Source organism: Methanocaldococcus jannaschii DSM 2661, from assembly GCF_000091665.1.
GTDB classification, from domain to species: Archaea; AGJL01; Methanococci; order Methanococcales; family Methanocaldococcaceae; genus Methanocaldococcus; species Methanocaldococcus jannaschii.
In genome coordinates this window covers 1,501,398-1,521,283 of record NC_000909.1, presented here as the reverse complement: position 1 = coordinate 1,521,283, position 19,886 = coordinate 1,501,398, and the positions used below count along the sequence as shown (strand labels likewise).

At 30.5% G+C, this 19,886-nt stretch carries 19 protein-coding genes; 8 read left to right on the top strand and 11 right to left on the bottom strand.

Features of this window, described 5'->3' with window-relative positions; genetic code table 11:
• Positions 1-131: 131 nt before the first annotated feature.
• Positions 132-2,546 (top strand): AAA family ATPase, encoded by a 2,415-nt coding sequence (locus MJ_RS08235; RefSeq protein WP_244409424.1) that lies wholly within the window; start codon positions 132-134, stop codon positions 2,544-2,546.
• A gap of 14 nt (positions 2,547-2,560) precedes the next feature.
• Positions 2,561-3,823, top strand: coding sequence for a multifunctional 5'-deoxyadenosine/S-adenosyl-L-homocysteine/5'-methylthioadenosine deaminase (dadD, locus tag MJ_RS08230; protein ID WP_010871065.1), 1,263 nt, complete (start codon positions 2,561-2,563; stop codon positions 3,821-3,823).
• Here dadD and MJ_RS08225 read toward each other — a convergent pair.
• From MJ_RS08225 to pstK, 3 genes are all read right to left on the bottom strand, one after another.
• Positions 3,820-4,230, bottom strand: a complete 411-nt coding sequence (locus tag MJ_RS08225) for a hypothetical protein (protein ID WP_010871064.1) — start codon at positions 4,228-4,230, stop codon at positions 3,820-3,822. The genes dadD and MJ_RS08225 overlap by 4 nt on opposite strands.
• 13 nt (positions 4,231-4,243) lie before the next feature.
• Positions 4,244-4,561, bottom strand: coding sequence for a hypothetical protein (locus MJ_RS08220; protein WP_064496862.1), 318 nt, complete (start codon positions 4,559-4,561; stop codon positions 4,244-4,246).
• A gap of 78 nt (positions 4,562-4,639) precedes the next feature.
• Positions 4,640-5,386 (bottom strand): L-seryl-tRNA(Sec) kinase, encoded by a 747-nt coding sequence (pstK, locus tag MJ_RS08215; protein WP_064496861.1) that lies wholly within the window; start codon positions 5,384-5,386, stop codon positions 4,640-4,642.
• Positions 5,387-5,570: 184 nt separating this feature from the next.
• On the opposite strand from pstK, the gene MJ_RS08210 reads away from it, so the two are divergent.
• Together MJ_RS08210 and trxR are read left to right on the top strand one after the other, a co-directional pair.
• Entirely contained in the window at positions 5,571-6,578 is a 1,008-nt protein-coding gene (locus MJ_RS08210; RefSeq protein WP_244409422.1) for a hypothetical protein, read from the top strand.
• 4 nt (positions 6,579-6,582) lie between these two features.
• Entirely contained in the window at positions 6,583-7,488 is a 906-nt protein-coding gene (gene trxR / locus MJ_RS08205; RefSeq protein ID WP_010871060.1) for a F420-dependent thioredoxin reductase, read from the top strand.
• Positions 7,489-7,519: 31 nt separating this feature from the next.
• Here the strand turns inward: trxR and MJ_RS08200 are convergent, their stop codons facing one another.
• On the bottom strand, positions 7,520-8,419 hold the full coding sequence (locus tag MJ_RS08200) for a hypothetical protein (RefSeq protein ID WP_010871059.1): 900 nt from the start codon (positions 8,417-8,419) through the stop codon (positions 7,520-7,522).
• A gap of 63 nt (positions 8,420-8,482) precedes the next feature.
• A complete protein-coding gene (gene mer / locus MJ_RS08195; protein WP_010871058.1) occupies positions 8,483-9,478 on the bottom strand; it encodes a 5,10-methylenetetrahydromethanopterin reductase in 996 nt (331 codons plus the stop codon).
• Between the two features lie 290 nt (positions 9,479-9,768).
• On the opposite strand from mer, the gene MJ_RS08190 reads away from it, so the two are divergent.
• Entirely contained in the window at positions 9,769-11,682 is a 1,914-nt protein-coding gene (locus MJ_RS08190) for a PINc/VapC family ATPase (protein WP_064496860.1), read from the top strand.
• Between the two features lie 11 nt (positions 11,683-11,693).
• Here MJ_RS08190 and hisA read toward each other — a convergent pair whose 3' ends face one another.
• The 4 genes from hisA to MJ_RS08170 all read right to left on the bottom strand — a co-directional run bounded on the left by hisA (position 11,694) and on the right by MJ_RS08170 (position 14,865).
• Positions 11,694-12,407 carry a 1-(5-phosphoribosyl)-5-[(5-phosphoribosylamino)methylideneamino]imidazole-4-carboxamide isomerase gene (hisA, locus tag MJ_RS08185; protein WP_010871056.1) on the bottom strand — a complete coding sequence of 238 codons (714 nt, stop codon included), beginning with the start codon at positions 12,405-12,407 and terminating at the stop codon, positions 11,694-11,696.
• Positions 12,408-12,441: 34 nt separating this feature from the next.
• Positions 12,442-13,707, bottom strand: a complete 1,266-nt coding sequence (locus tag MJ_RS08180) for a restriction endonuclease subunit S (protein ID WP_162484770.1) — start codon at positions 13,705-13,707, stop codon at positions 12,442-12,444.
• Between the two features lie 5 nt (positions 13,708-13,712).
• Positions 13,713-14,183: a ribosomal protein S18-alanine N-acetyltransferase gene (rimI, locus tag MJ_RS08175; protein WP_010871054.1), complete on the bottom strand. Its 471-nt coding sequence runs from the start codon at positions 14,181-14,183 to the stop codon at positions 13,713-13,715.
• 178 nt (positions 14,184-14,361) lie between these two features.
• Positions 14,362-14,865, bottom strand: a complete 504-nt coding sequence (locus tag MJ_RS08170; protein ID WP_010871053.1) for a methylated-DNA--[protein]-cysteine S-methyltransferase — start codon at positions 14,863-14,865, stop codon at positions 14,362-14,364.
• A gap of 19 nt (positions 14,866-14,884) precedes the next feature.
• On the opposite strand from MJ_RS08170, the gene tpiA reads away from it, so the two are divergent.
• The 3 genes from tpiA to MJ_RS08155 all read left to right on the top strand — a co-directional run bounded on the left by tpiA (position 14,885) and on the right by MJ_RS08155 (position 16,765).
• The gene (gene tpiA / locus MJ_RS08165; protein WP_010871052.1) at positions 14,885-15,544 is read left to right on the top strand and encodes a triose-phosphate isomerase; all 660 of its coding nucleotides are present in this window, start codon (positions 14,885-14,887) and stop codon (positions 15,542-15,544) included.
• A gap of 137 nt (positions 15,545-15,681) precedes the next feature.
• Entirely contained in the window at positions 15,682-16,011 is a 330-nt protein-coding gene (locus MJ_RS08160) for a DUF4870 domain-containing protein (protein ID WP_064496859.1), read from the top strand.
• Between the two features lie 19 nt (positions 16,012-16,030).
• Entirely contained in the window at positions 16,031-16,765 is a 735-nt protein-coding gene (locus MJ_RS08155) for a UPF0280 family protein (RefSeq protein ID WP_010871050.1), read from the top strand.
• Positions 16,766-16,785: 20 nt separating this feature from the next.
• On the opposite strand, the gene MJ_RS08150 is transcribed toward MJ_RS08155, so the two are convergent.
• Positions 16,786-19,566 carry a dolichyl-diphosphooligosaccharide--protein glycosyltransferase subunit STT3 gene (locus tag MJ_RS08150; RefSeq protein WP_064496858.1) on the bottom strand — a complete coding sequence of 927 codons (2,781 nt, stop codon included), beginning with the start codon at positions 19,564-19,566 and terminating at the stop codon, positions 16,786-16,788.
• Entirely contained in the window at positions 19,559-19,885 is a 327-nt protein-coding gene (locus MJ_RS08145) for a DUF190 domain-containing protein (protein ID WP_010871048.1), read from the bottom strand. The genes MJ_RS08150 and MJ_RS08145 overlap by 8 nt, the downstream gene beginning before the upstream one ends.
• Position 19,886 lies beyond the last annotated feature (1 nt).

Sequence of the window (19,886 nt, the reverse complement as noted above, 5' to 3'; positions counted from 1 at the left end):
AGAATTTAAATACCATTAGAACACAACTAAATTATAGTGAAATAAATTTAAAACATAAATGTTGGTTATAAACGATATTTAGCAATTACACGGAGAGCATTATCCTAAAATTAAATAGTATGGTGAAATTTATGAAAATAAAGTCAATAGCCGCTAAGAATTTACTATCATTTGATGATTTTAAAATAACATTTGAGGATGGGGATGTTGTTACAATCTTCGGCCCCAATAATGTAGGAAAAACAAACTTATTTAGGGTTTTAAAATTACTAAGAAACATTATAAATGAGAAAATATCAGCAGTAGATTTGGAAATATATTTACACAATAAAAATTTAAAAGCGGCAAAGATAGAGGTAGATGTGATATTTGACAAGAGTGATAAAGAGGTTATTGCCAAATTTCTTAAAATTTTCTTCAAAATAAATGCTCCAGATTTGATAAGACTATGTAACAACTTAAAGCTGAACATTATCAATAGTATTATTGATTATTTTTCAGCAGGGTCATATATTTGGGAGTGCTCTGAATTAAGGTGCTATAGACCATATTTTATGCTTAGATTGAGAAGTTTAGAAGAAGATATTGAAAAAATAAAAATATACTTGAAAGAACGTGAATTATCAGAGATTACACCAGATTTAATTGACCATAGTAAGGTTATACATGAGTTGGACAGAAATGTTGAGATTATAGAAGTTACAAATGATTTAAAAAACATTATAACATCATCTGTAAATGCATTAATTACAATTTATGAAAAAAATGAGAAATTATTCTTTAGCACATTAATTGATGGTAAGGAGAATATCACAACAAGAATTGGAGATGGAAATATAGAAAATATTGTTGAAATCTCAATGAAAGATTTTACAAAAGACATTGAGAAATATGAAGATTGTTTTAAAAGATTAACAATGGATAAAAACATATTGAGAGCATTTGTTGTATTATTGGCTTTGGATAAACTCTTAGCCAATAAAATGTCAATATATGTTAAGAAGGTTTTAGAATATTCAAAAGAAAATCCATGGGACAAAGAAATTATTGAAGATTTAAAATATATTGTAAGATTTTGTGGATTTGATTATAGGGACATATATGAAATTAGTGATATCTCACTAAATGATATTTTATTAAAAATATATGAAAACAGTCTAATATTTTATGAGGATTATTTACCAAATGAAGGCAAAGTAATGATTCCAGATTATATGATAGTTGAATTACTTGCTGGTTTAAAGAATAACAGTTTAGAAAAAAATGTGAAATCTAAAATATTGGAATTATTCAAAACATCCACAACAAAAGACGATTTATATTTAGGTATATTAAGCATGCCATCTGAAAAATGGATACCCAGTTATTTGTTTTACTTAAAGAATAATGCAAATCTAAAGCTAAGAAAAAGATATATGAAAATTAAAGAGATGTTTGAATATATATTTAATAGTGGAAGTCTTAGTTTTGATGTAATTTTAGCTAATAATAAACCAGATATTGTAGTATATTCAGAAGACATTGAGATACCTCTGAACATGGTAGGACTTGGTGTGAAAAAAATCTTAGAAATTCTAACTTTAGTATTTGGGTATGAGTCAAAGGTTATTTTACTTGATACTCCATTTAATCAACTTTACCCAAAATATCAAAAGAGATTTTCAAAGATTCTTAAAGATACTGAGAATATTGACTCACAGGTATTTATAATCTTACATTCTCCATATTTCATAAACAATGAAAATATATTCAATACATTTAGATTTTATAAACCTAAAAAATCCACCAAATACATATGTATTGGGAGTATAATCAAAGACTTGGAAAAAACGTTTGGGACAGTAATTTTAGATAGAACTACCAGAAAGATATTACTATCTGACGCTGTAATTCTTTTAAGCTCTGCTTTAAGGGACATTCCATTATTCGACTTAGCTGAATACGAAGATATACCAATAGACGAATATAATATCGAAGTTATTCGCCCGCAAAACACTTTAAGTTTTGGAAAATATTATGCTCTACTTCAATATACTTCCATCCCATATATTCTTATGCTTAGAAGTTGGATACTTTATAACTTATATGAAGAAATAAAAGATGGTGAAGGAAAAGTTAGATACAAACTATTAGAAAAAGGAAAGTATCATAAAATAGTAGAGGAACGCCTTAATTTCTTTAAAAATAGACATCCATTTTGGATTTCTAAAGAAGAGTTCGATAAAGTTATAAATATTTATATTAAAACTTTGGAAGCTCATAGGGAAAAACTTATTGAGTTAGGATACATATATCTCTCATCTAAAGAAGAAGTAGTTAAATACTGTATAGAACCATTAAGAAAGCAGTTAGAGGATATCTTAAGAAAGAAGTTGTTTATATTTACCGTCCCTACAGATTTCATAATCGAACCACAAGACTTGAAAAACATTCAGATTGAGAAAGATAAATATATCGTTCATAACTATATTGGTTACAGAAAAGATGTATTAAAGGAATTCAAAGAATTCTTTGATTACTTTGTTAAATTCCACAATTTACAGTAATACAAGGTGAAACAGTGATATTGATAAAAAATGTATTTGTAAATGGGAAGAGACAGGATATACTAATTGAAGGAAATAAAATAAAAAAGATTGGAGAGGTTAAAAAAGAAGAAATAGAGAATGCTGAAATTATAGATGGAAAGAACAAGATAGCAATCCCTGGGTTGATAAATACTCACACCCACATACCAATGACATTATTCAGAGGAGTTGCTGATGATTTACCTTTAATGGAGTGGTTAAACAACTACATCTGGCCTATGGAGGCAAAGTTAAATGAAGAAATTGTTTATTGGGGAACACTATTAGGATGTATTGAGATGATTAGAAGTGGAACTACTACTTTTAACGATATGTATTTCTTTTTGGAAGGGATTGCTAAGGCAGTTGATGAAAGTGGAATGAGGGCAGTTTTAGCCTACGGAATGATTGATTTATTTGATGAGGAGAGAAGGGAGAGAGAGCTTAAAAATGCTGAGAAGTATATAAACTACATAAACAGCTTAAATAATAGTAGAATAATGCCAGCTCTTGGCCCTCATGCTCCATACACTTGCTCCAAAGAGCTTTTAATGGAAGTTAATAACTTAGCTAAAAAATACAACGTCCCTATACATATACATCTAAATGAAACCTTAGATGAGATTAAAATGGTTAAAGAGAAAACGGGTATGGAGCCGTTTATTTATTTAAACTCCTTTGGTTTCTTTGATGATGTTAGAGCTATAGCCGCTCACTGCGTGCATTTAACAGATGAAGAAATCAAAATAATGAAACAAAAAAACATAAACGTCTCTCATAACCCAATTAGCAACTTAAAATTAGCTTCTGGAGTAGCTCCAATTCCAAAACTCTTGGCTGAGGGAATAAACGTTACCTTAGGAACTGATGGATGTGGAAGTAACAACAACTTAAACTTATTTGAGGAGATAAAGGTCTCTGCAATCTTACATAAGGGAGTTAATTTAAATCCAACTGTTGTTAAAGCTGAAGAGGCGTTTAACTTTGCCACTAAAAATGGGGCTAAAGCATTGAATATAAAAGCTGGAGAAATAAGAGAAGGATATTTAGCAGATATTGTTTTAATAAACTTGGATAAACCTTACTTGTATCCAAAAGAGAATATAATGTCCCATTTAGTTTATGCGTTTAATGGCTTTGTAGATGATGTCATCATAGATGGAAATATAGTTATGAGGGATGGAGAGATTTTAACTGTTGATGAAGAGAAAGTCTATGAAAAAGCTGAAGAAATGTATGAGATTTTGAGAAGCTAATTTTTGAATTCATTTAACATTTTTATCAAAGCTAATTTGTCAGTAATTTTTATATTTTTTAGAAATATTCCTCCTCTTGCATCATAACCAACAATTAAAACCTCCTTACCTTTATATTTCAAAATAAAAGTTTTCCTATTATTAACTAAAATTTCAGCTATTTTTGAAGCCTCTGATAAAAAAATCTTTAAATCCTCAATTTTTTCTAAGAAACTTTTTAACTTCTTATTCGCTGATTTTGAAGAAACAGCTTCCATAATTTCTTTTAATGTTTTTATATTCTCAATATTAATTGTGATATAATCTCTACTAATCCCTAAAGAAAAAATATTCGTTAATGCTATTTCTAAACTACCATTTTTTATCAATCTCTGAAACAAAAATAAATAGTTGAGTTCTTTAAGCAAAGTCCCACTTATTTTATTCCTTTTTCTCTTTCTTTAATGGGATAATTTTTAAGCCTACTTCTCCATCAATGGTCAATTTGTTAAATACAATTTTAACCTCGCTTCCACTACCTTCTAAGATTTTTGCTAATTTTTCAATATCTACATTTAATTTAGGTAATTTATCTTTAACCTCATCGATAAGTTTTAACATTTCTTCTATTTTTTCTTTTGACACCATTTCTTTTTTATCTTTTAAACTATTTAAAAAACTTGTTATCTTCTCTATTTTATCAGCAATTTCTTTAGGAATCTCAACTTTTATTTCTTTAACTTCTTTTTCTTCTGACATATCTATCCCCACAATTTTGTTGTAGTATTCTGCGTTTATATCTTATATCTTTGGAGATATTTAAAGGTATCCATCTGTTCAATAGCTATTGAGTAAATCTTTAAATTCTTTTAATACCCTATCAGCATCAACCTCTTCCATCTTTTTTATTTTCTTTAAAAATTCTTTTCTTAATTCTACAACCTCTTTAATTTTATCTTTATCTAATTTTTTAGATTTTATATATTCACTTACAATTTTTCTTGTCTCCTTATCAATTTTATCAGAAATATTGTTGTTTTTATTTTTATTTTCCTCTAAAACATAAAATTTAGGAATTTCCTTACTTTTTTCAATTAATTTTTTAGCTATTTCATTAAAATCAATGTCTTTTGTTGTATCTATTATTAAAAATGGCTCATCCCATTTATATTTCTTCCCTGGCTCATCAAATTTCTCATACATCTTTTTAATCACTTCGTTTGGTATTTTTTCCCCTCTCTCAATATTTCTTCTAATTAAAACATCTAAAGAAGCTTTTAAATATATTATGGCATAGTTTTTGTTGTATTTTTTGGCTATATTTATTAAATCTCTCCTCATTGAGTTATAATAGTTGGTGTCATCAACAATAACCCAATAGTTTTTTAAAGCAGAGTCTATTAAGCGGTATGTTGATTTTTTAATAAACTCCTCATATTTCTCCTTCCATACTGGAAAACTCTCCCTAATCAAATCACTTCCTAAAACTATGACATCAATGTTGTTTTTACTCAAAATTTTTGCTAAATTCTTTGAAAACGTTGATTTCCCAACCCCTGGCAGCCCTGTTAAAATGATTAACATGATATCCCCCAAACTTATTTTTAATAGGACTTTCGCAGAGATAAAAATTTTTTAAGGAACTGATGCCTAAAGGCATCCAACTGCATTATGAAATATATGAACTGCGAAAGTCCTATTTAGGGTAAAATATAAATATGAGGAGGTCAATAATAGTGTATAGATGTGGCACAATCAAGGTGATGCTATGAGCTTATCAATGAATTTAAAATTATGTAATTATCACAACTGTAATTGCAATATTGGAGAGGAGTATTATAACCACACTTACCCTCAATTTTGGAATAGGATTATTGAGAAGTATAAGCTCAATAAAATAATTTCTTATGACTTCACTTCCTTGCCTTATTATAGATTTGTGGGAATGGTTGGAGATTTTATTTCAAAAAATATCACAACAGGACCTTGCCTATTAACACCAAAGGAAATTAGAAAGCTCAACCCTAATATAGATTTTGAAGAAGTTAAGAAGATGTTTTTAAGACATCCAACATTTGAAGATTATGTATCAGTGGCTATTGAGACAAATAAGGGATATAAAAACCACATAATAATTGAAACTTACGAATATGCAAAACTTGTTGAATATAAGACAAACATACCTTTTGAAGAGGCATTAAAATTAACTAAACTCAGTGCAAAGAACTTTAAAAAATACTACAAAAAGAAAGTTAAGGCAAAATATTATCTAACGCATAAAAAATCATTTGATAGAAGGTTGAGAGAACTTTGTAATGAGCATTATAAATATTACTTAGAAAATGCAAATATTTCAAAGAAAGGAAAAGAAATAATAAAAAACAATCCTGAAGAATCAACTTGGTTGAGGATTAAAGTTTCATTCCTTCCAGAAGCAATAAATAAAGATGACTCTACAATAGTTGAGCCAGTTTCAAGTATTGAGGGGATGTTATTAGCTAACAAAATTTCAGAAGTTAGTGGAATTGTTGTTAGAAGTCCTCCAACTTTAAACTTAAAACCAATTATGAATGAAGGAAATGAGAACGAGATATTTTACTTAAACAATGATATAGAGAAGGAAATAAAAAAACTAACCTATAGAACAAGAACAAAGTGGGGATGCTCATTGTATCACAACCTTTTATTCCTAAATTCTCCGATATGTTGCAACAAAAATTGCGAAGAGTGTTTAGAAATCTTTATAAATAAAATTAAAATATTAAAAATGGGGTGAAAAAATGATTCACGACACAATAATTATTGGTGCTGGACCTGGAGGATTAACAGCTGGCATATATGCAATGAGGGGAAAGTTAAATGCTCTATGTATAGAAAAAGAAAATGCTGGAGGTAGGATAGCTGAAGCTGGTATTGTAGAAAACTACCCTGGATTTGAAGAGATTAGAGGATATGAATTAGCTGAAAAATTTAAGAATCATGCTGAAAAGTTTAAATTACCTATAATCTACGATGAAGTCATTAAAATAGAAACTAAAGAGAGACCATTTAAAGTTATAACAAAAAATTCTGAGTATTTAACTAAAACTATAGTTATAGCAACTGGGACAAAACCTAAAAAATTAGGTTTAAACGAAGATAAATTTATCGGAAGAGGAATTAGTTACTGTACAATGTGTGATGCCTTCTTCTATTTGAATAAAGAGGTTATAGTGATTGGGAGGGATACACCAGCAATCATGAGTGCTATAAATTTAAAAGACATTGCTAAAAAAGTTATTGTAATTACTGATAAGTCAGAGTTAAAGGCTGCTGAGTCAATAATGTTAGATAAGCTTAAAGAAGCCAACAATGTTGAAATAATATACAATGCCAAACCATTGGAAATTGTTGGAGAAGAAAGAGCTGAAGGAGTTAAAATATCAGTTAATGGAAAGGAAGAGATAATAAAAGCAGATGGGATATTTATAAGCTTGGGACATGTTCCAAACACTGAATTTTTAAAGGATAGTGGTATAGAGTTAGATAAAAAGGGATTTATCAAAACAGATGAAAACTGTAGAACAAATATAGATGGAATTTATGCTGTAGGGGATGTTAGGGGAGGGGTTATGCAAGTAGCTAAAGCTGTAGGAGATGGGTGTGTGGCTATGGCAAATATTATTAAATACTTGCAAAAATTATAAAAATTAAAATATTTTTAGAAGAATTACTAAATTATTTTAAATTATTTTGTGTTAATGGGATGTCATAAACGATATTTCCCATTTTAAAATCTAATCTTAGATTTTCTATACTATCTGGTTTGTTGAATATCCAATATCCCGCAATCTCTTGATTAATTCCAATTTCTATTTCATCAAGTCCTCCAATTTTCCAATATTTTTTATCTCCAGAAATTAAACACACTCCTATAGGAGCAAATTCATATGTGTCAGGATTTAAGTTTTTAGCTACAAAATCAACTCTAAATACTTTTTCAATTCTGTCAGTTTGATTGTTATAAATTTTATAATATCCATATTCTTTTACAGTGAATTTTATCCCCACAACATCCCTAAATTCTTCTATATTAGTTTTTATTGAGTTTTCATGATATTCTTTTTCAAATATTTCTTTCATTTCTTCTTCAGAATATCTTTCAATTGTTCCATAGGTTGTTTTTGATAAATTCACATTATCATTTTTAAATGTCAATACAAATTTTGCATTTTTATAAAAGCCTTTAATTTTTGGCAATTCAATCTCATAGTAATATCCAGCTTTTAAGGGAAGTTCATTAATGTAGTATGTTTTATTAAACAATAATCCACTATCGTCAAATATCTTCAATACAACCTTTCCATTACTTACCCTTGCTAAACTACCGTTCTCATAAGCTAAAGCAAACTGAATTTTTGTTTTGTTTCCTTCTTTGACAATATACATATATTTTATTTCTTTTATTTTAGCTAATTGATTTTTTTCAGTTTTTTGAATTAAACTTTCATTTTCTAAGGTTTTGTTCGTTTCAATCTTATTTATATTTATTTCATTATTTACATTTGTTGTTTTATTGCTTGTGCATCCACACAGCAATACAATAAGCATAACAAAAATAAAGAACAGCCTTTTCATACTATCACCAAATAAAACAAAAAATATAAAAAATTAAAATAAAAAAAGAAAAGTTAAGTTAATTTACTCTTTTAATGCTGGAATAACCTTCTTACCAATTAATTTAATTGCTGTTTCTTTGTTTGGTCCAATTGGGGAACCAGCAACGATTTGAGTAACTCCCATCTCAGCTAATTTTTTACACTTCTCAACAACATCTTCTGGTGTTCCGTAGATTGAGAATGCCTCTAACATTGTGTCATCAACATTCTTGAATGCTTCTGGGAAGTTTCCTGATTTTAAAGCGTTTCTTATTGCCTCAACTTTCTCCATGTCAATTCCATGTCTCTCTAAGACAACTGGTGGAGAACCTGCTGCGATGAATGCAACAACTGGAACTGCTGCCTGCTTAGCTTTATCTGCATTCTTATCAACTGACATACATGCGTAGGCAGCGACATCAATCTCGTCCATGCTTCTTCCAGCAGCTTCGGCACCTTTCTTAATTAATGGGATTGCTGCTTCGAAGTCTTTTGGGTTTGATGCATTAATTAAAACTCCATCAGCAATCATACCAGCTGTTTCTAACATCTTTGGTCCTTGAGCTCCCATATAAACAGGAACTGCCTTTTGGATTGGTTTAACTGCTAAAGCAGCTCCTGCAATCTTGACAACCTTTCCTTCATAAGAAACTCTCTCTCCAGCTAACAACTTTCTTATAACTTCAATTGATTCTTTTAATGTTGTAACTGGCTTAACCCACTCAATTCCTAATGCATCAAAAGTAGCCTTATCTCCTGGACCGATACCTAAAACAGCTCTTCCTCCTGATAACTCGTCCAATGTTGCAATAGCTGAAGCTGTTATTGCTGGGCTTCTAACGTATGGGTTTGTAACTCCTGGTCCTAACTTAATTTTGTTTGTGTTCATTGCGATAGCTGTTAAAGCCATATAGACATTTCTGTTGTTGTAGTGGTCTGTAATCCAACAGTATTCAAATCCGTTGTCTTCAGCTAACTTAACATAGTAACAGAGCTTTTGTATTGGCTCGTTTGGAACAAATTCGATACCAAATTTCACAATCTCACCCTCAATTTTGTTATTTAACAACAATTATTATATTATCAATTTATGGTAGTAATTAAGTTTTCTATTTACCGCAAATCGAAAAATATTTATAGGAGTAAAGATTTTTGATGGGGGTATTAATTTATCTAAAAAAATATTTAATTTCAAGAAAAAACGTTTAAATGCCAAATCATTTAAATAATATAAATAATAATTAGGAAGTTTATCACAAATATTGTAATTCTTCAAATCATTATCTTAAATTCTAAACATATTATAAGTTTAATTTGAAGGTGACATTTATGAATCTTGAAGAGAGGAAAAAGTTAGAAACAAAATCTATTGATGAATTAGATTTAATTGGAAAAAAAGTTTGTGTCGATACCTGTGTCGTTATAGATGGTAGAATAACAGAGCTAATTGAGAGAGGTAAGCTTAAAGATGCTACAATAATAATTCCTGAAGCTGTGGTTTCTGAATTAGAGTATCAGGCAAACATGGGTAGAGAGATAGGATATAAAGGGATAGAAGAGCTTAGAAAACTAATAGAAAAAGCAAGTGAGCATAACATTAAAGTTGAATACTATGGAGAAAGACCTACAAGAGAGGAGATATTTTTAGCAAAAAGTGGAGAAATTGATGCAATGATTAGAAAAGTAGCTAAAGAAACAAACTCTATATTATTAACAAGTGATTGGATTCAATACAACTTAGCTAAGGCACAAGGTATTGAAGCATACTTCTTAGAGGCTGCAGAAGAGGAAGTTGAACTTGTATTGGATAAATACTTCGATGAAGAAACAATGTCTGTGCATTTAAAAGAGGGATGTTTGCCTTATGCTAAAAAAGGTAAGCCTGGAGAAGTTAAGCTTGTTCCAATAGGGGATAAAGAACTGACTAAAGAAGAGATGGAAGATATAATTGATAATATTATAAAGTATGCAGAACAGAATAATGGATTCTTTGAAATTCAAAGAAAAGGAGCTACAGTTATCCAATTAGGAAATATTAGAATTTCAATTGCAAGACCGCCATTTTCTGAGGCTTTAGAGGTTACAGCAGTTAGACCAGTAGTTAAAGCTTCATTAGAGGATTATGAATTGTCAGATAAGTTGATGGAGAGATTAAAGGAGAGGGCAGAGGGTATCTTTGTTTCTGGTCCTCCAGGAAGTGGAAAATCAACGTTTGTAGCGGCTTTGGCAGAGTTCTATAGAAGCCAAGGAAAAATAGTTAAGACAATGGAAAGTCCAAGAGATTTGCAAGTTAGCAAGGAGATAACTCAATATGCACCATTAGAGGGAGATATGGAGAAGACATGTGATATCCTATTATTGGTTAGACCTGATTACACAATCTATGACGAAGTTAGAAAGACAAGAGACTTTGAGATATTTGCAGACATGAGAATGGCTGGAGTTGGAATGGTTGGGGTTGTTCATGCTTCAAAACCAATAGATGCTATCCAAAGGTTGATTGGAAGGGTTGAGCTTGGAGTTATTCCACAAGTTGTAGATACTGTAATCTTTATAAAAGATGGAAAGATACAGAAGGTTTATGAGATTGACTTCACAGTTAAAGTGCCTTATGGAATGGTTGAAGAAGATTTAGCAAGGCCTGTTATTGAAGTTAAGGACTTTGAGACTGGAAGAGTTGAGTATGAAATCTACACCTATGGAGAACAAGTTGTGGTTATGCCAATTAAAGAAGAAGGTGGAAAAAAAGCCCCAATATATGGATATGCTGAAGAGAAGTTGGAGGAGATATTGAAAAAACTTCTACCAAGGAAAGCTAAGCCTATGGTAAAGGTTACTGGAGACAACTCAATTGATTTAATTGTTCCAGAGAAGTATATAGGAGCTATTATAGGAAAGGGTGGAAAAGAGATATCAAAATTGGAAGATATGCTTGGATTAAAAATTTCAGTTAAAGAAAAGGAGAAAGAAGAAGAAAAAGACATGGAAAGGATATATAGAAAGTATGAATATGTAAATGAGCTTGAATCAACAAGAATTTATGAGACAGATAAATATGTGGTCGTGGATGTTGGAGAGGACTTTGCAGGAGAAAACATAAGGATATACATAGATGGGAAGTTATTAACAACAGTAACTGTTAGAAATGACGGGACAGTGAGGATAAACAAAAAAACAAAGGTAGGAAAAGAGATTTTAGAAGCAATTGATGAAGGAAGAGACATATATGTTGATTTGCAATAAAAAATCCTATCTTAATTTTTAACTATCTCTAACGCCTTTTTTAAATCAATTAAACCTTTATATAGTGCTGAACCAATAACAACTCCATAAATACCAAGTTCTTTTAAAGCTTTTATGTCTTCTAAGGTTGTAATTCCACCAGAGTAGATGATAGGAATATCAGTCTTTTCAATTAACTCTTTAATTATATCAACATTTATTCCTTTTAATAAGCCCTCAACATCTACATTTGTAAATAATATATAGCCAACCTTATCTTCAAATTCCTTAATAACTTCTATTGGAGTTTTATCTACTTTTTCCTTCCATCCTTTAATAACAACCTTTCCCTCTTTACATTCTACAGCTAAAACTATCTTATCTTTTCCAATCTCTTTATTTAAATCATCTATGAATTTTGGTTCTAAAATTGCCTTAGTTCCCACTATAACTCTATCAACTCCCAAGCTAATTAATTCCTTTGCTATCTCTAAATTTCTAATTCCTCCTCCAACCTCAACTGGAACATTAACCTCTTTTATAATGTTCTTAATAACGTCTCTATTATTTCCTGTTCCAAATGCGGCATCTAAATCGATTATATGTAGATACTCAGCCCCTTCATCTACAAATTTTTTAGCAACTTCTACTGGATTGTTTAGTTCCAAATGCTTTTTATTTGGGTCTCCTTGAATTAGCTGAACGCACTTTTTATCTTTTAAATCAACTGCAGGGATTATTATCATTTAAATCACCTATATGAATAAGTAATGATATTGTTTAGGTTTTTACTCTTATTTTTCCAGTTAGTAGTAGATTCATTATTTTCTTTTTTGCTTTTTCTATTTGTTCTTTTTCTTTTCTTTTTATTTCTATTAAATCATCAATGGCTTTTAATCTTTTAGCTATTGCTTTTTGTTCTTCTAATGGTGGGAGGGGGATTTTTATACTTTCTAAATCTTTTTTAGTTATTGCTTTGAATACTGCACCTCCTCCTAAATATTCTATTTTTGGCTTTATATAACTCAAATAATAAAATACAAAGAAATTATCTACTTTTTCTTTATTTGATTTTATTCCTGCTAATCCTCTACCGATACAAAGTTTAAACGGTGCTATATTTACATCTCCAACTGGAGCCCTAACTGAAATTAAAATATCTTCATCATCAACGACTTTTAAAGGTTTATTTGTGTATAATACTGGATTAGGATAAATATTTCCAAATTCTGCTTTTCCTTGTAAAAATGGAACTCCTTCACCTTCTTTATTATAGGATGATGATGGTGGTGATTGTCCCATTATAATTTTGAAATATTTTTCATTTCCTAACTCAACAACCTCCCAATCCTCTGGAATCTCCCCAATTTCAGATTTTTTAAAACTTTTATGCTCAAAAACTCCTTTAGTAAATAATTTTTTCATCATCCCCTTTTTTGCCTTATTTAATACTTCAATCTGCTTATTTATTGTTCCTATTAGGTTATCAAAGTCACTTAATATTTTTGCTATTTGTTTCTGTTCTTCTAAGGGAGGGAGGGGGATTTTTAAATGTTTTAGTTGTGTTTGATTTATTGATGATTGATTAACTGCTCTTTTTGCTATATATTTAAATATATTTTTTTGTTTAAAATGCCTCAATAAATATAATAAATAATAAGGCTCAATTTTGTTTTTGTTAGGTCTAAGAAGTAGTAAATTCATTCCATGAAGTAAAAATTCGGGTTTCCCTTCATAAATTGCTACTTTTCCAATATGTTCCTCACTATTTATATGACTGAATAAAATATCCCCGATAATTAATCTATATTTAGCAATATCCTCTTGTTTAATATCTTCAACATACCCTAATTTTGTTATGTCTATTTTACTATCAGAAATCGTTTCAATTCTTGTTATTGGATAACCTATTTTATCTTTATTTTGCTTAGCAGTTAGTCCATTTCTGATAACCTCTAAAATGTCTTTTAATTCCCTAACCTCCCAATCCTCTGGAATCTCTCCAATCTCTGTTTTTTTAAAATTCTCCTCTTTATAAAATTGCAATAGAATCACCACAACGTTATTATTAATGGCCCTTTAGCATTTGGTTTCTTTTTTATCATCAATATGGCGTCTTCCCCATCTTCATAGTATTTTGGAAGAAGCTTTCTATCTCTATAACCCATCCTATAATAAAATCTTCTCGCCAGGACATTTGAAACCCTAACCTCCAAAACTATGTAGTTACAGTTAGCTATATTGAAATAATAGTTTTCAAGTGTTTTTAGTAAAGCTGTTCCAATTCCAAGCCCTCTACATTCTTTTTTTACAGCCAATGAGATAATGTGTCCATTCCCCCAATCCATACTTCCCAAAATATACCCAACAACCCTCCCATCAATCTCTGCCACATAAAAACAGTTTGGATACATTGACCAAAATCCTAAAATTAAGCTGGTTGGATAAGGGGTTTTAAATGCCTCTCTCTCAATTTCTTCAACAGCATCTAAATCTTTAGATGAGAATTTTCTTATTATCATGTTCTCACTTAACCTTTAGTAAAGCCTTTGAATAATTTTAATCAATGAATGTTGTGTAATTTATTAAATTCTATTTTAATTTTAGTATTATTTTAAATTCTTTTTATAGAGTCTTTTAAAACATTTTGAAATACTAAGGACCAATAAACACCCCCTTTATGAAAGCGTTCAAAATTCATTAATAGACTTTATTAAATTTGAAAGACACCATATTTAATCTTTCTCTCTCTAAGATAAATTTTTTCTTGTCTAATCCATAGGAATACCCTCCCAATGAATTTTTAGCAACAACTCTGTGACATGGAATTATTAAAGGTAAGGGATTTCTTTTTAAAGCCATTCCAACAGCTCTTGGTGAAGTGTTTAGTTTTTTAGCAATATCTCCATAAGTTAAGGTTTTCCCAAATTCTATGTCTTTAACAATATCTAAAACCTTTTTTGTAAATTCTGGAACTTCCAATTTATAACTTATTAATTCCCTCACTTTTTTATCATCAATTTCTGCAAAATATAATTTTAATATAATTTCAGCTACTTTTAAATGTTCATCTTCTGGATTGCTAACAACCTCCCCATCCATGAAATTAAATATCTCTTCCCTTCTTAAAGGGATTGTATTTCTAACCAATTGATTACCTTTAAATATCATCCCTATAAAATACTCTTCTATCTGAATAATCATGCTCTCACGGTGAAAGCCTATGTTGATAGTAATTAACTATAAAACATACAATGAAAGTATAGGAAATAGAGGTTTAGAGATAGCTAAAATTGCTGAGAAAGTTAGTGAAGAAAGTGGAATTACAATAGGAGTAGCTCCTCAATTTGTAGATTTAAGGATGATTGTTGAAAATGTCAATATTCCAGTTTATGCTCAACATATAGATAATATAAACCCTGGAAGTCATACTGGACATATATTGGCTGAAGCTATTAAAGATTGTGGTTGTAAAGGAACTCTAATAAACCATTCGGAGAAGAGAATGCTGTTGGCTGATATTGAAGCAGTTATAAATAAATGCAAAAATTTAGGATTAGAAACAATTGTCTGCACAAATAATATAAACACTTCTAAGGCAGTTGCAGCCCTAAGCCCTGATTATATTGCTGTTGAACCACCAGAGCTTATAGGAACTGGAATTCCAGTATCAAAGGCAAATCCAGAGGTTGTTGAGGGAACTGTTAGGGCAGTTAAAGAGATAAACAAGGATGTCAAAGTTTTATGTGGAGCTGGAATTTCTAAAGGAGAAGATGTTAAAGCAGCCCTTGATTTGGGAGCTGAGGGTGTTTTATTAGCTTCTGGAGTAGTTAAAGCAAAGAATGTAGAAGAGGCTATAAGAGAATTAATAAAGTTCATCTAAGTTATAATTTATTTTTCAAAACTTAATAAGATTCTAAGGAAACTTTGAACATTTATCTTATAAGTAAGGTGTTCATTAAGTATCATTTATTCCAAAATATTTTGAAAAGCTATCTCTTAAATTTTTTGGTGAGATTGATGGCTTTGGGATTGGATAGGAATATGGAGGGAGTTTTATGCTATTTGTTATTTTGGATTAGTGGATTGATATTTTTGTTGTTAGAGAGGGAAGATGATTTTATTAGATTTCACGCTATGCAGTCATTTATAACCTTTTTAAGTTTAAATTTAATTGCCATAATTGTATCTGCAATTCCAATAATTGGATGGGTAGCTTCCACTTTAATAAACATAGCCATAATTATCCTATGGATTGTTGGGATGATTAAAGCCTACAATGGGGAAAGATATAAATTTCCAGTGTTTGGAGATATAGCAGAGAGATATTACAGAGAATTTTTGAAATAAAATAATTTTAAGGATTATTATGTGGTTCAAAAAAAGGATTATAATAAAAGAGACAAATATACTCTTAAAGGTTGATGATAAAGGGTATTTTAAAAAGGCGGAGGAGATTATTTTAAAAAATAGATTAGAGTTAGAGAGGTATATATTAAAAAATCCCTATTTTTTAACATCATATTTTCCAGTTGATGTAGAAGATGATGCCCCAGAAATCGTAAGATTAATGGCTATAGCTGGAGAAATTGCCAATGTAGGACCCATGGCAAGTGTTGCTGGTGCAATAGCTGAGATGTTAATTAAAAATCTCAATGCCAAAAACATCATTGCTGAAAATGGTGGAGATATCTGCTTAAGGGCTAAAAAAGACGTTATTATTGGCCTATATGCTGGAAATTCAAAGATTACTGGAGAAGTTGGATTTAGATTAAAAAAAGAGAAGATTAAAAATATCTATGGTGTTTGCACTTCTTCAGCAACTGTAGGTCATTCAGTAAGCTTTGGAGAGGCTGATGCTGTTACTGTCTTTGCTAAGAGCTCTGCTATAGCGGACGCTGCAGCAACAGCTATATGTAATGCTTCAAGAGGAAGAGATGAAGAAGAGATGATAAACAATGCATTAGAAAAAGCGGATGAAATAAAAAAAATAGATGGAATTTTTGTTGTTGTAAAAGATAAGGTAGGAATTAAAGGAAAAATTCCAGAGTTAGTCAAGACAGATAAAAGAATAACCTTGGGAGAGCTGTTCGATATTTATTAACTCATCAAAGTTTAAAAAGTTTATTTTAGATAATCAGTTCCATAATCTACCTTATAAATCTTAAATCCTGGCTGAATGCCAAAGTCTGTTGGGTCTATTGTAGCTTTAACCAGCTTTATATGCTTTAATCCATAACCATCTAAGAAGTGTAATTTAGCGTAGATACTATCTTCTAAGTTTCTTGTTGCTAACCAGGCATACCCTCTTCCATCTGCTTCTATTCTAATAAACTCTGATAACTGTCCATCTTTATTTAATACAAGTTCCTTAACTCCCAAAGGTGTTTTAATATACAACTTGTGTATCTTAAATGTTCCAATGATTTTTGCTTGTCCATTTATTTTTTGAACAATTGCTGTTGAAATGTTAGTACTATTTATTAATGTGACATAACTATATGTATAGACATTTACATTTGCTAAGATTGTTCCATTTCCTAAATAGTAGGCAGTTCCTTTAAAGAACGCTCCTTTTTCCCTCTTGTCATTTGGAGTGTTTGGTGGTAGAGAGAAATTCCAGAATCCAAACATACTCCAAACTGGGGCAATATCTGTCATTCTGTTGTATGTTATTAAATAATCTGGATTTGGATGTTCTGGATGGGTTGCATTTAGAACTAATTTTGCTTTTTTATCACTCAACCCGTATTTTTTAGTTAATATATCATAAGCTTTACTTCTATCTACTGGCAATATTTCATTCAATATCTTAACTGTCTTTGAGACATTGTTGTGAGTGAAGTTCATTAGAACACTGCCTTTTTTAAATGCTTCATCTCCACTTGTTGCTAACATCCTAATTATTCCGATAGATAGATTTTCGTTTGATGTCGCAAAAGCTCTTCCTACCCAGTAAGCTCTTGGAGAGTTTTGACTACCTCCATCAAATGTTACCATTCTTCTTGCCTCATAAGTGTAGATGTGCCCGTTATCCCACCAGCAGGTTATAACTGAGTTGTTTGGAGTATTTGCCTTTATCCAATCTAAACCTTCTTTCCATCCGTTGTTGAAGGTTGGGGCAACAGAAAATGGAACTACGGCAGATAATGGAGGTATAACGACTCCAATGCAAAGTAGTAATGTAGAAACTTTTATTATTGTTTCTTTTTTGTCATTTAATGTTGAGATTATATCAGATATTTTGTAGATAGCTAATAGGGCTAAGACAATTAAAAATCCATAGGCAATTATAGGAACATAAGTCGTTGGTAATAGTATTTGAGAGATTTTTGCAGAGTATTTTGAAAGTATTAATAATCCAAATATTCCAGCAGGGATGCCAATACCAAATATTGCAATATCGCTTTTCATTTTTAAGAATCTCTCTAACTGCCCAACAAATATCCCTAAACCAATTGCCAATGGAGGAGTTGCTAAAGCTGCAAACCTAATTCCTTTTGTTGCTGCATATAAAGTTACTGCTAACCAAATAGCCAATAATATAGAATATTTTATATCCAACTTAACTTTTTCATATCTTAAAGATAAGAATGATAAAAGTATCCCAAGTATTCCAACAATTGCTATTGTATCTGAACCAATGGCATTTGTAAATATCTCACTCCATGAGCTTGGTTTTGCAAGCTCTGCAACGGTTGTATAAACGTTAGGCCAACCAGTTGTTTGAGTGTAAGTTGAAAGTATTTGGTTATAACCCAGAGGTGAAGTAATTGGTGAAATTGCTATCCCCATACCATATATTGCTACCAATAATACAAATGACCCAAATATGTAAAATATGGATAGATAGACAATGTTTTTAAGGTTTCCAATATTAATAAACTCTTTTATTTTTACCTGTGATTTTAATAATGCTAAGGCGATGATATATATTACTAAGAAAGCGGTTATTACATCGAATCCATACCACCAAGCTCCCCACATTTTTGGAGACACAGCTGTTAATATTACAGCCAATAAAGCAAATAATTCAAACTCTAATTCATTACCTTTCAATTTTTTAATTCCTGCTATTATTAAACCTGCTAAAATAAATGCTAAAGATACTGTATAAAATAATATTGAAGCGATAACTACACTTTCTCCTGAAGCGATATTTAAGTAAGCTCCAATTATTAACTCGATTATTAATGCAGCGATTACGAATAAAGAAATAGGATTCTTTAAATCCTTTTTAAATAATGCAGTTTTTTCCTGGCTGTGTATTGACTCAAGAATAAACCAAACTATAAAGAGTATTGGTAGAACTTCAAATATTGGTGTGTCTGCAAATCCAGCACATGTTTTGTATAATAAACCAGGAGCCGATATTAGGGCTATAGCCCCAGCTATCCCTCCAATGTTACTATTTGTAACTCTCCTAACCACGAAATAAATTGGTATTCCCAACAACATCCCCAACACTGCTGGAACCCAGAAGGCAGCATTCATAATGGTTACAGTCAAATCAATAGAATGCCATATATAGTAGATAGCTAATGTTGCTAAACAGATAACTGGTGGTTCCCAAGGCAGTGGATGTCCTGGAGGAGCGTATTGATATAAATCATAAGGTGTTTCTTTTCCATCAACAACTTTTATTGTATCCCCACAGTGTCCGTTATTGTAGAGATTTTCACTTAATCTTAAGTAGTAGTAAGGGTCTAACGCTAAAAGATACATCCTTCCATGTTCATCTGAAAACATATCTTTTAAAAATTCGTTATCTTGGGCAAATTTCATATCCGCTGTTTGAGCCCTCAACTGAAAACTTACAAACATCAACATCAAAATAATTAAAAATACCTTTATCCAGCTTTTCTCTTTGAAAAAATTGTTTATTTTTTCTAATGCATTACTCATAAGTTTCACCTTTATATACATGACAGTCAGTTATTATTATCAATCCGTTATTTTTTATAACTTCATATAACTTAGGTAAAACCCTATTTATATTTTCTTCAATATCAACACATTCAATAATCACTGGGAGATTTACAGATAGCCTAAATATGTCAAACTCAGCTACTCCTCTAACTCCATAACCACATATTCCTTTATAGACAGTAGCCCCACTTATCCCCTCCCTTTTTAGTATTTTCATAATATGTTTATACATCAACTCTCCTTCAAATTTATCTCCTTCCCTTAAATAAATTTTTAAGATTTTTGCCTTTATCATT

Excerpts from the sequence above, each read along its gene's own strand:
- MJ_RS08235 (WP_244409424.1), top strand. The coding sequence starts at position 132 with ATGAAAATAAAGTCAATAGCCGCTAAGAATTTACTATCATTTGATGAT.
- MJ_RS08220 (WP_064496862.1), bottom strand. The coding sequence starts at position 4,561 with ATGTCAGAAGAAAAAGAAGTTAAAGAAATAAAAGTTGAGATTCCTAAA.
- pstK (WP_064496861.1), bottom strand. The coding sequence starts at position 5,386 with ATGTTAATCATTTTAACAGGGCTGCCAGGGGTTGGGAAATCAACGTTT.
- MJ_RS08210 (WP_244409422.1), top strand. The coding sequence starts at position 5,571 with ATGAGCTTATCAATGAATTTAAAATTATGTAATTATCACAACTGTAAT.
- trxR (WP_010871060.1), top strand. The coding sequence starts at position 6,583 with ATGATTCACGACACAATAATTATTGGTGCTGGACCTGGAGGATTAACA.
- MJ_RS08200 (WP_010871059.1), bottom strand. The coding sequence starts at position 8,419 with ATGAAAAGGCTGTTCTTTATTTTTGTTATGCTTATTGTATTGCTGTGT.
- MJ_RS08190 (WP_064496860.1), top strand. The coding sequence starts at position 9,769 with ATGAATCTTGAAGAGAGGAAAAAGTTAGAAACAAAATCTATTGATGAA.
- hisA (WP_010871056.1), bottom strand. The coding sequence starts at position 12,407 with ATGATAATAATCCCTGCAGTTGATTTAAAAGATAAAAAGTGCGTTCAG.
- rimI (WP_010871054.1), bottom strand. The coding sequence starts at position 14,183 with ATGATAATAAGAAAATTCTCATCTAAAGATTTAGATGCTGTTGAAGAA.
- MJ_RS08170 (WP_010871053.1), bottom strand. The coding sequence starts at position 14,865 with ATGATTATTCAGATAGAAGAGTATTTTATAGGGATGATATTTAAAGGT.
- tpiA (WP_010871052.1), top strand. The coding sequence starts at position 14,885 with ATGTTGATAGTAATTAACTATAAAACATACAATGAAAGTATAGGAAAT.
- MJ_RS08160 (WP_064496859.1), top strand. The coding sequence starts at position 15,682 with ATGGCTTTGGGATTGGATAGGAATATGGAGGGAGTTTTATGCTATTTG.
- MJ_RS08155 (WP_010871050.1), top strand. The coding sequence starts at position 16,031 with ATGTGGTTCAAAAAAAGGATTATAATAAAAGAGACAAATATACTCTTA.
- MJ_RS08150 (WP_064496858.1), bottom strand. The coding sequence starts at position 19,566 with ATGAGTAATGCATTAGAAAAAATAAACAATTTTTTCAAAGAGAAAAGC.
- MJ_RS08145 (WP_010871048.1), bottom strand. The coding sequence starts at position 19,885 with ATGATAAAGGCAAAAATCTTAAAAATTTATTTAAGGGAAGGAGATAAA.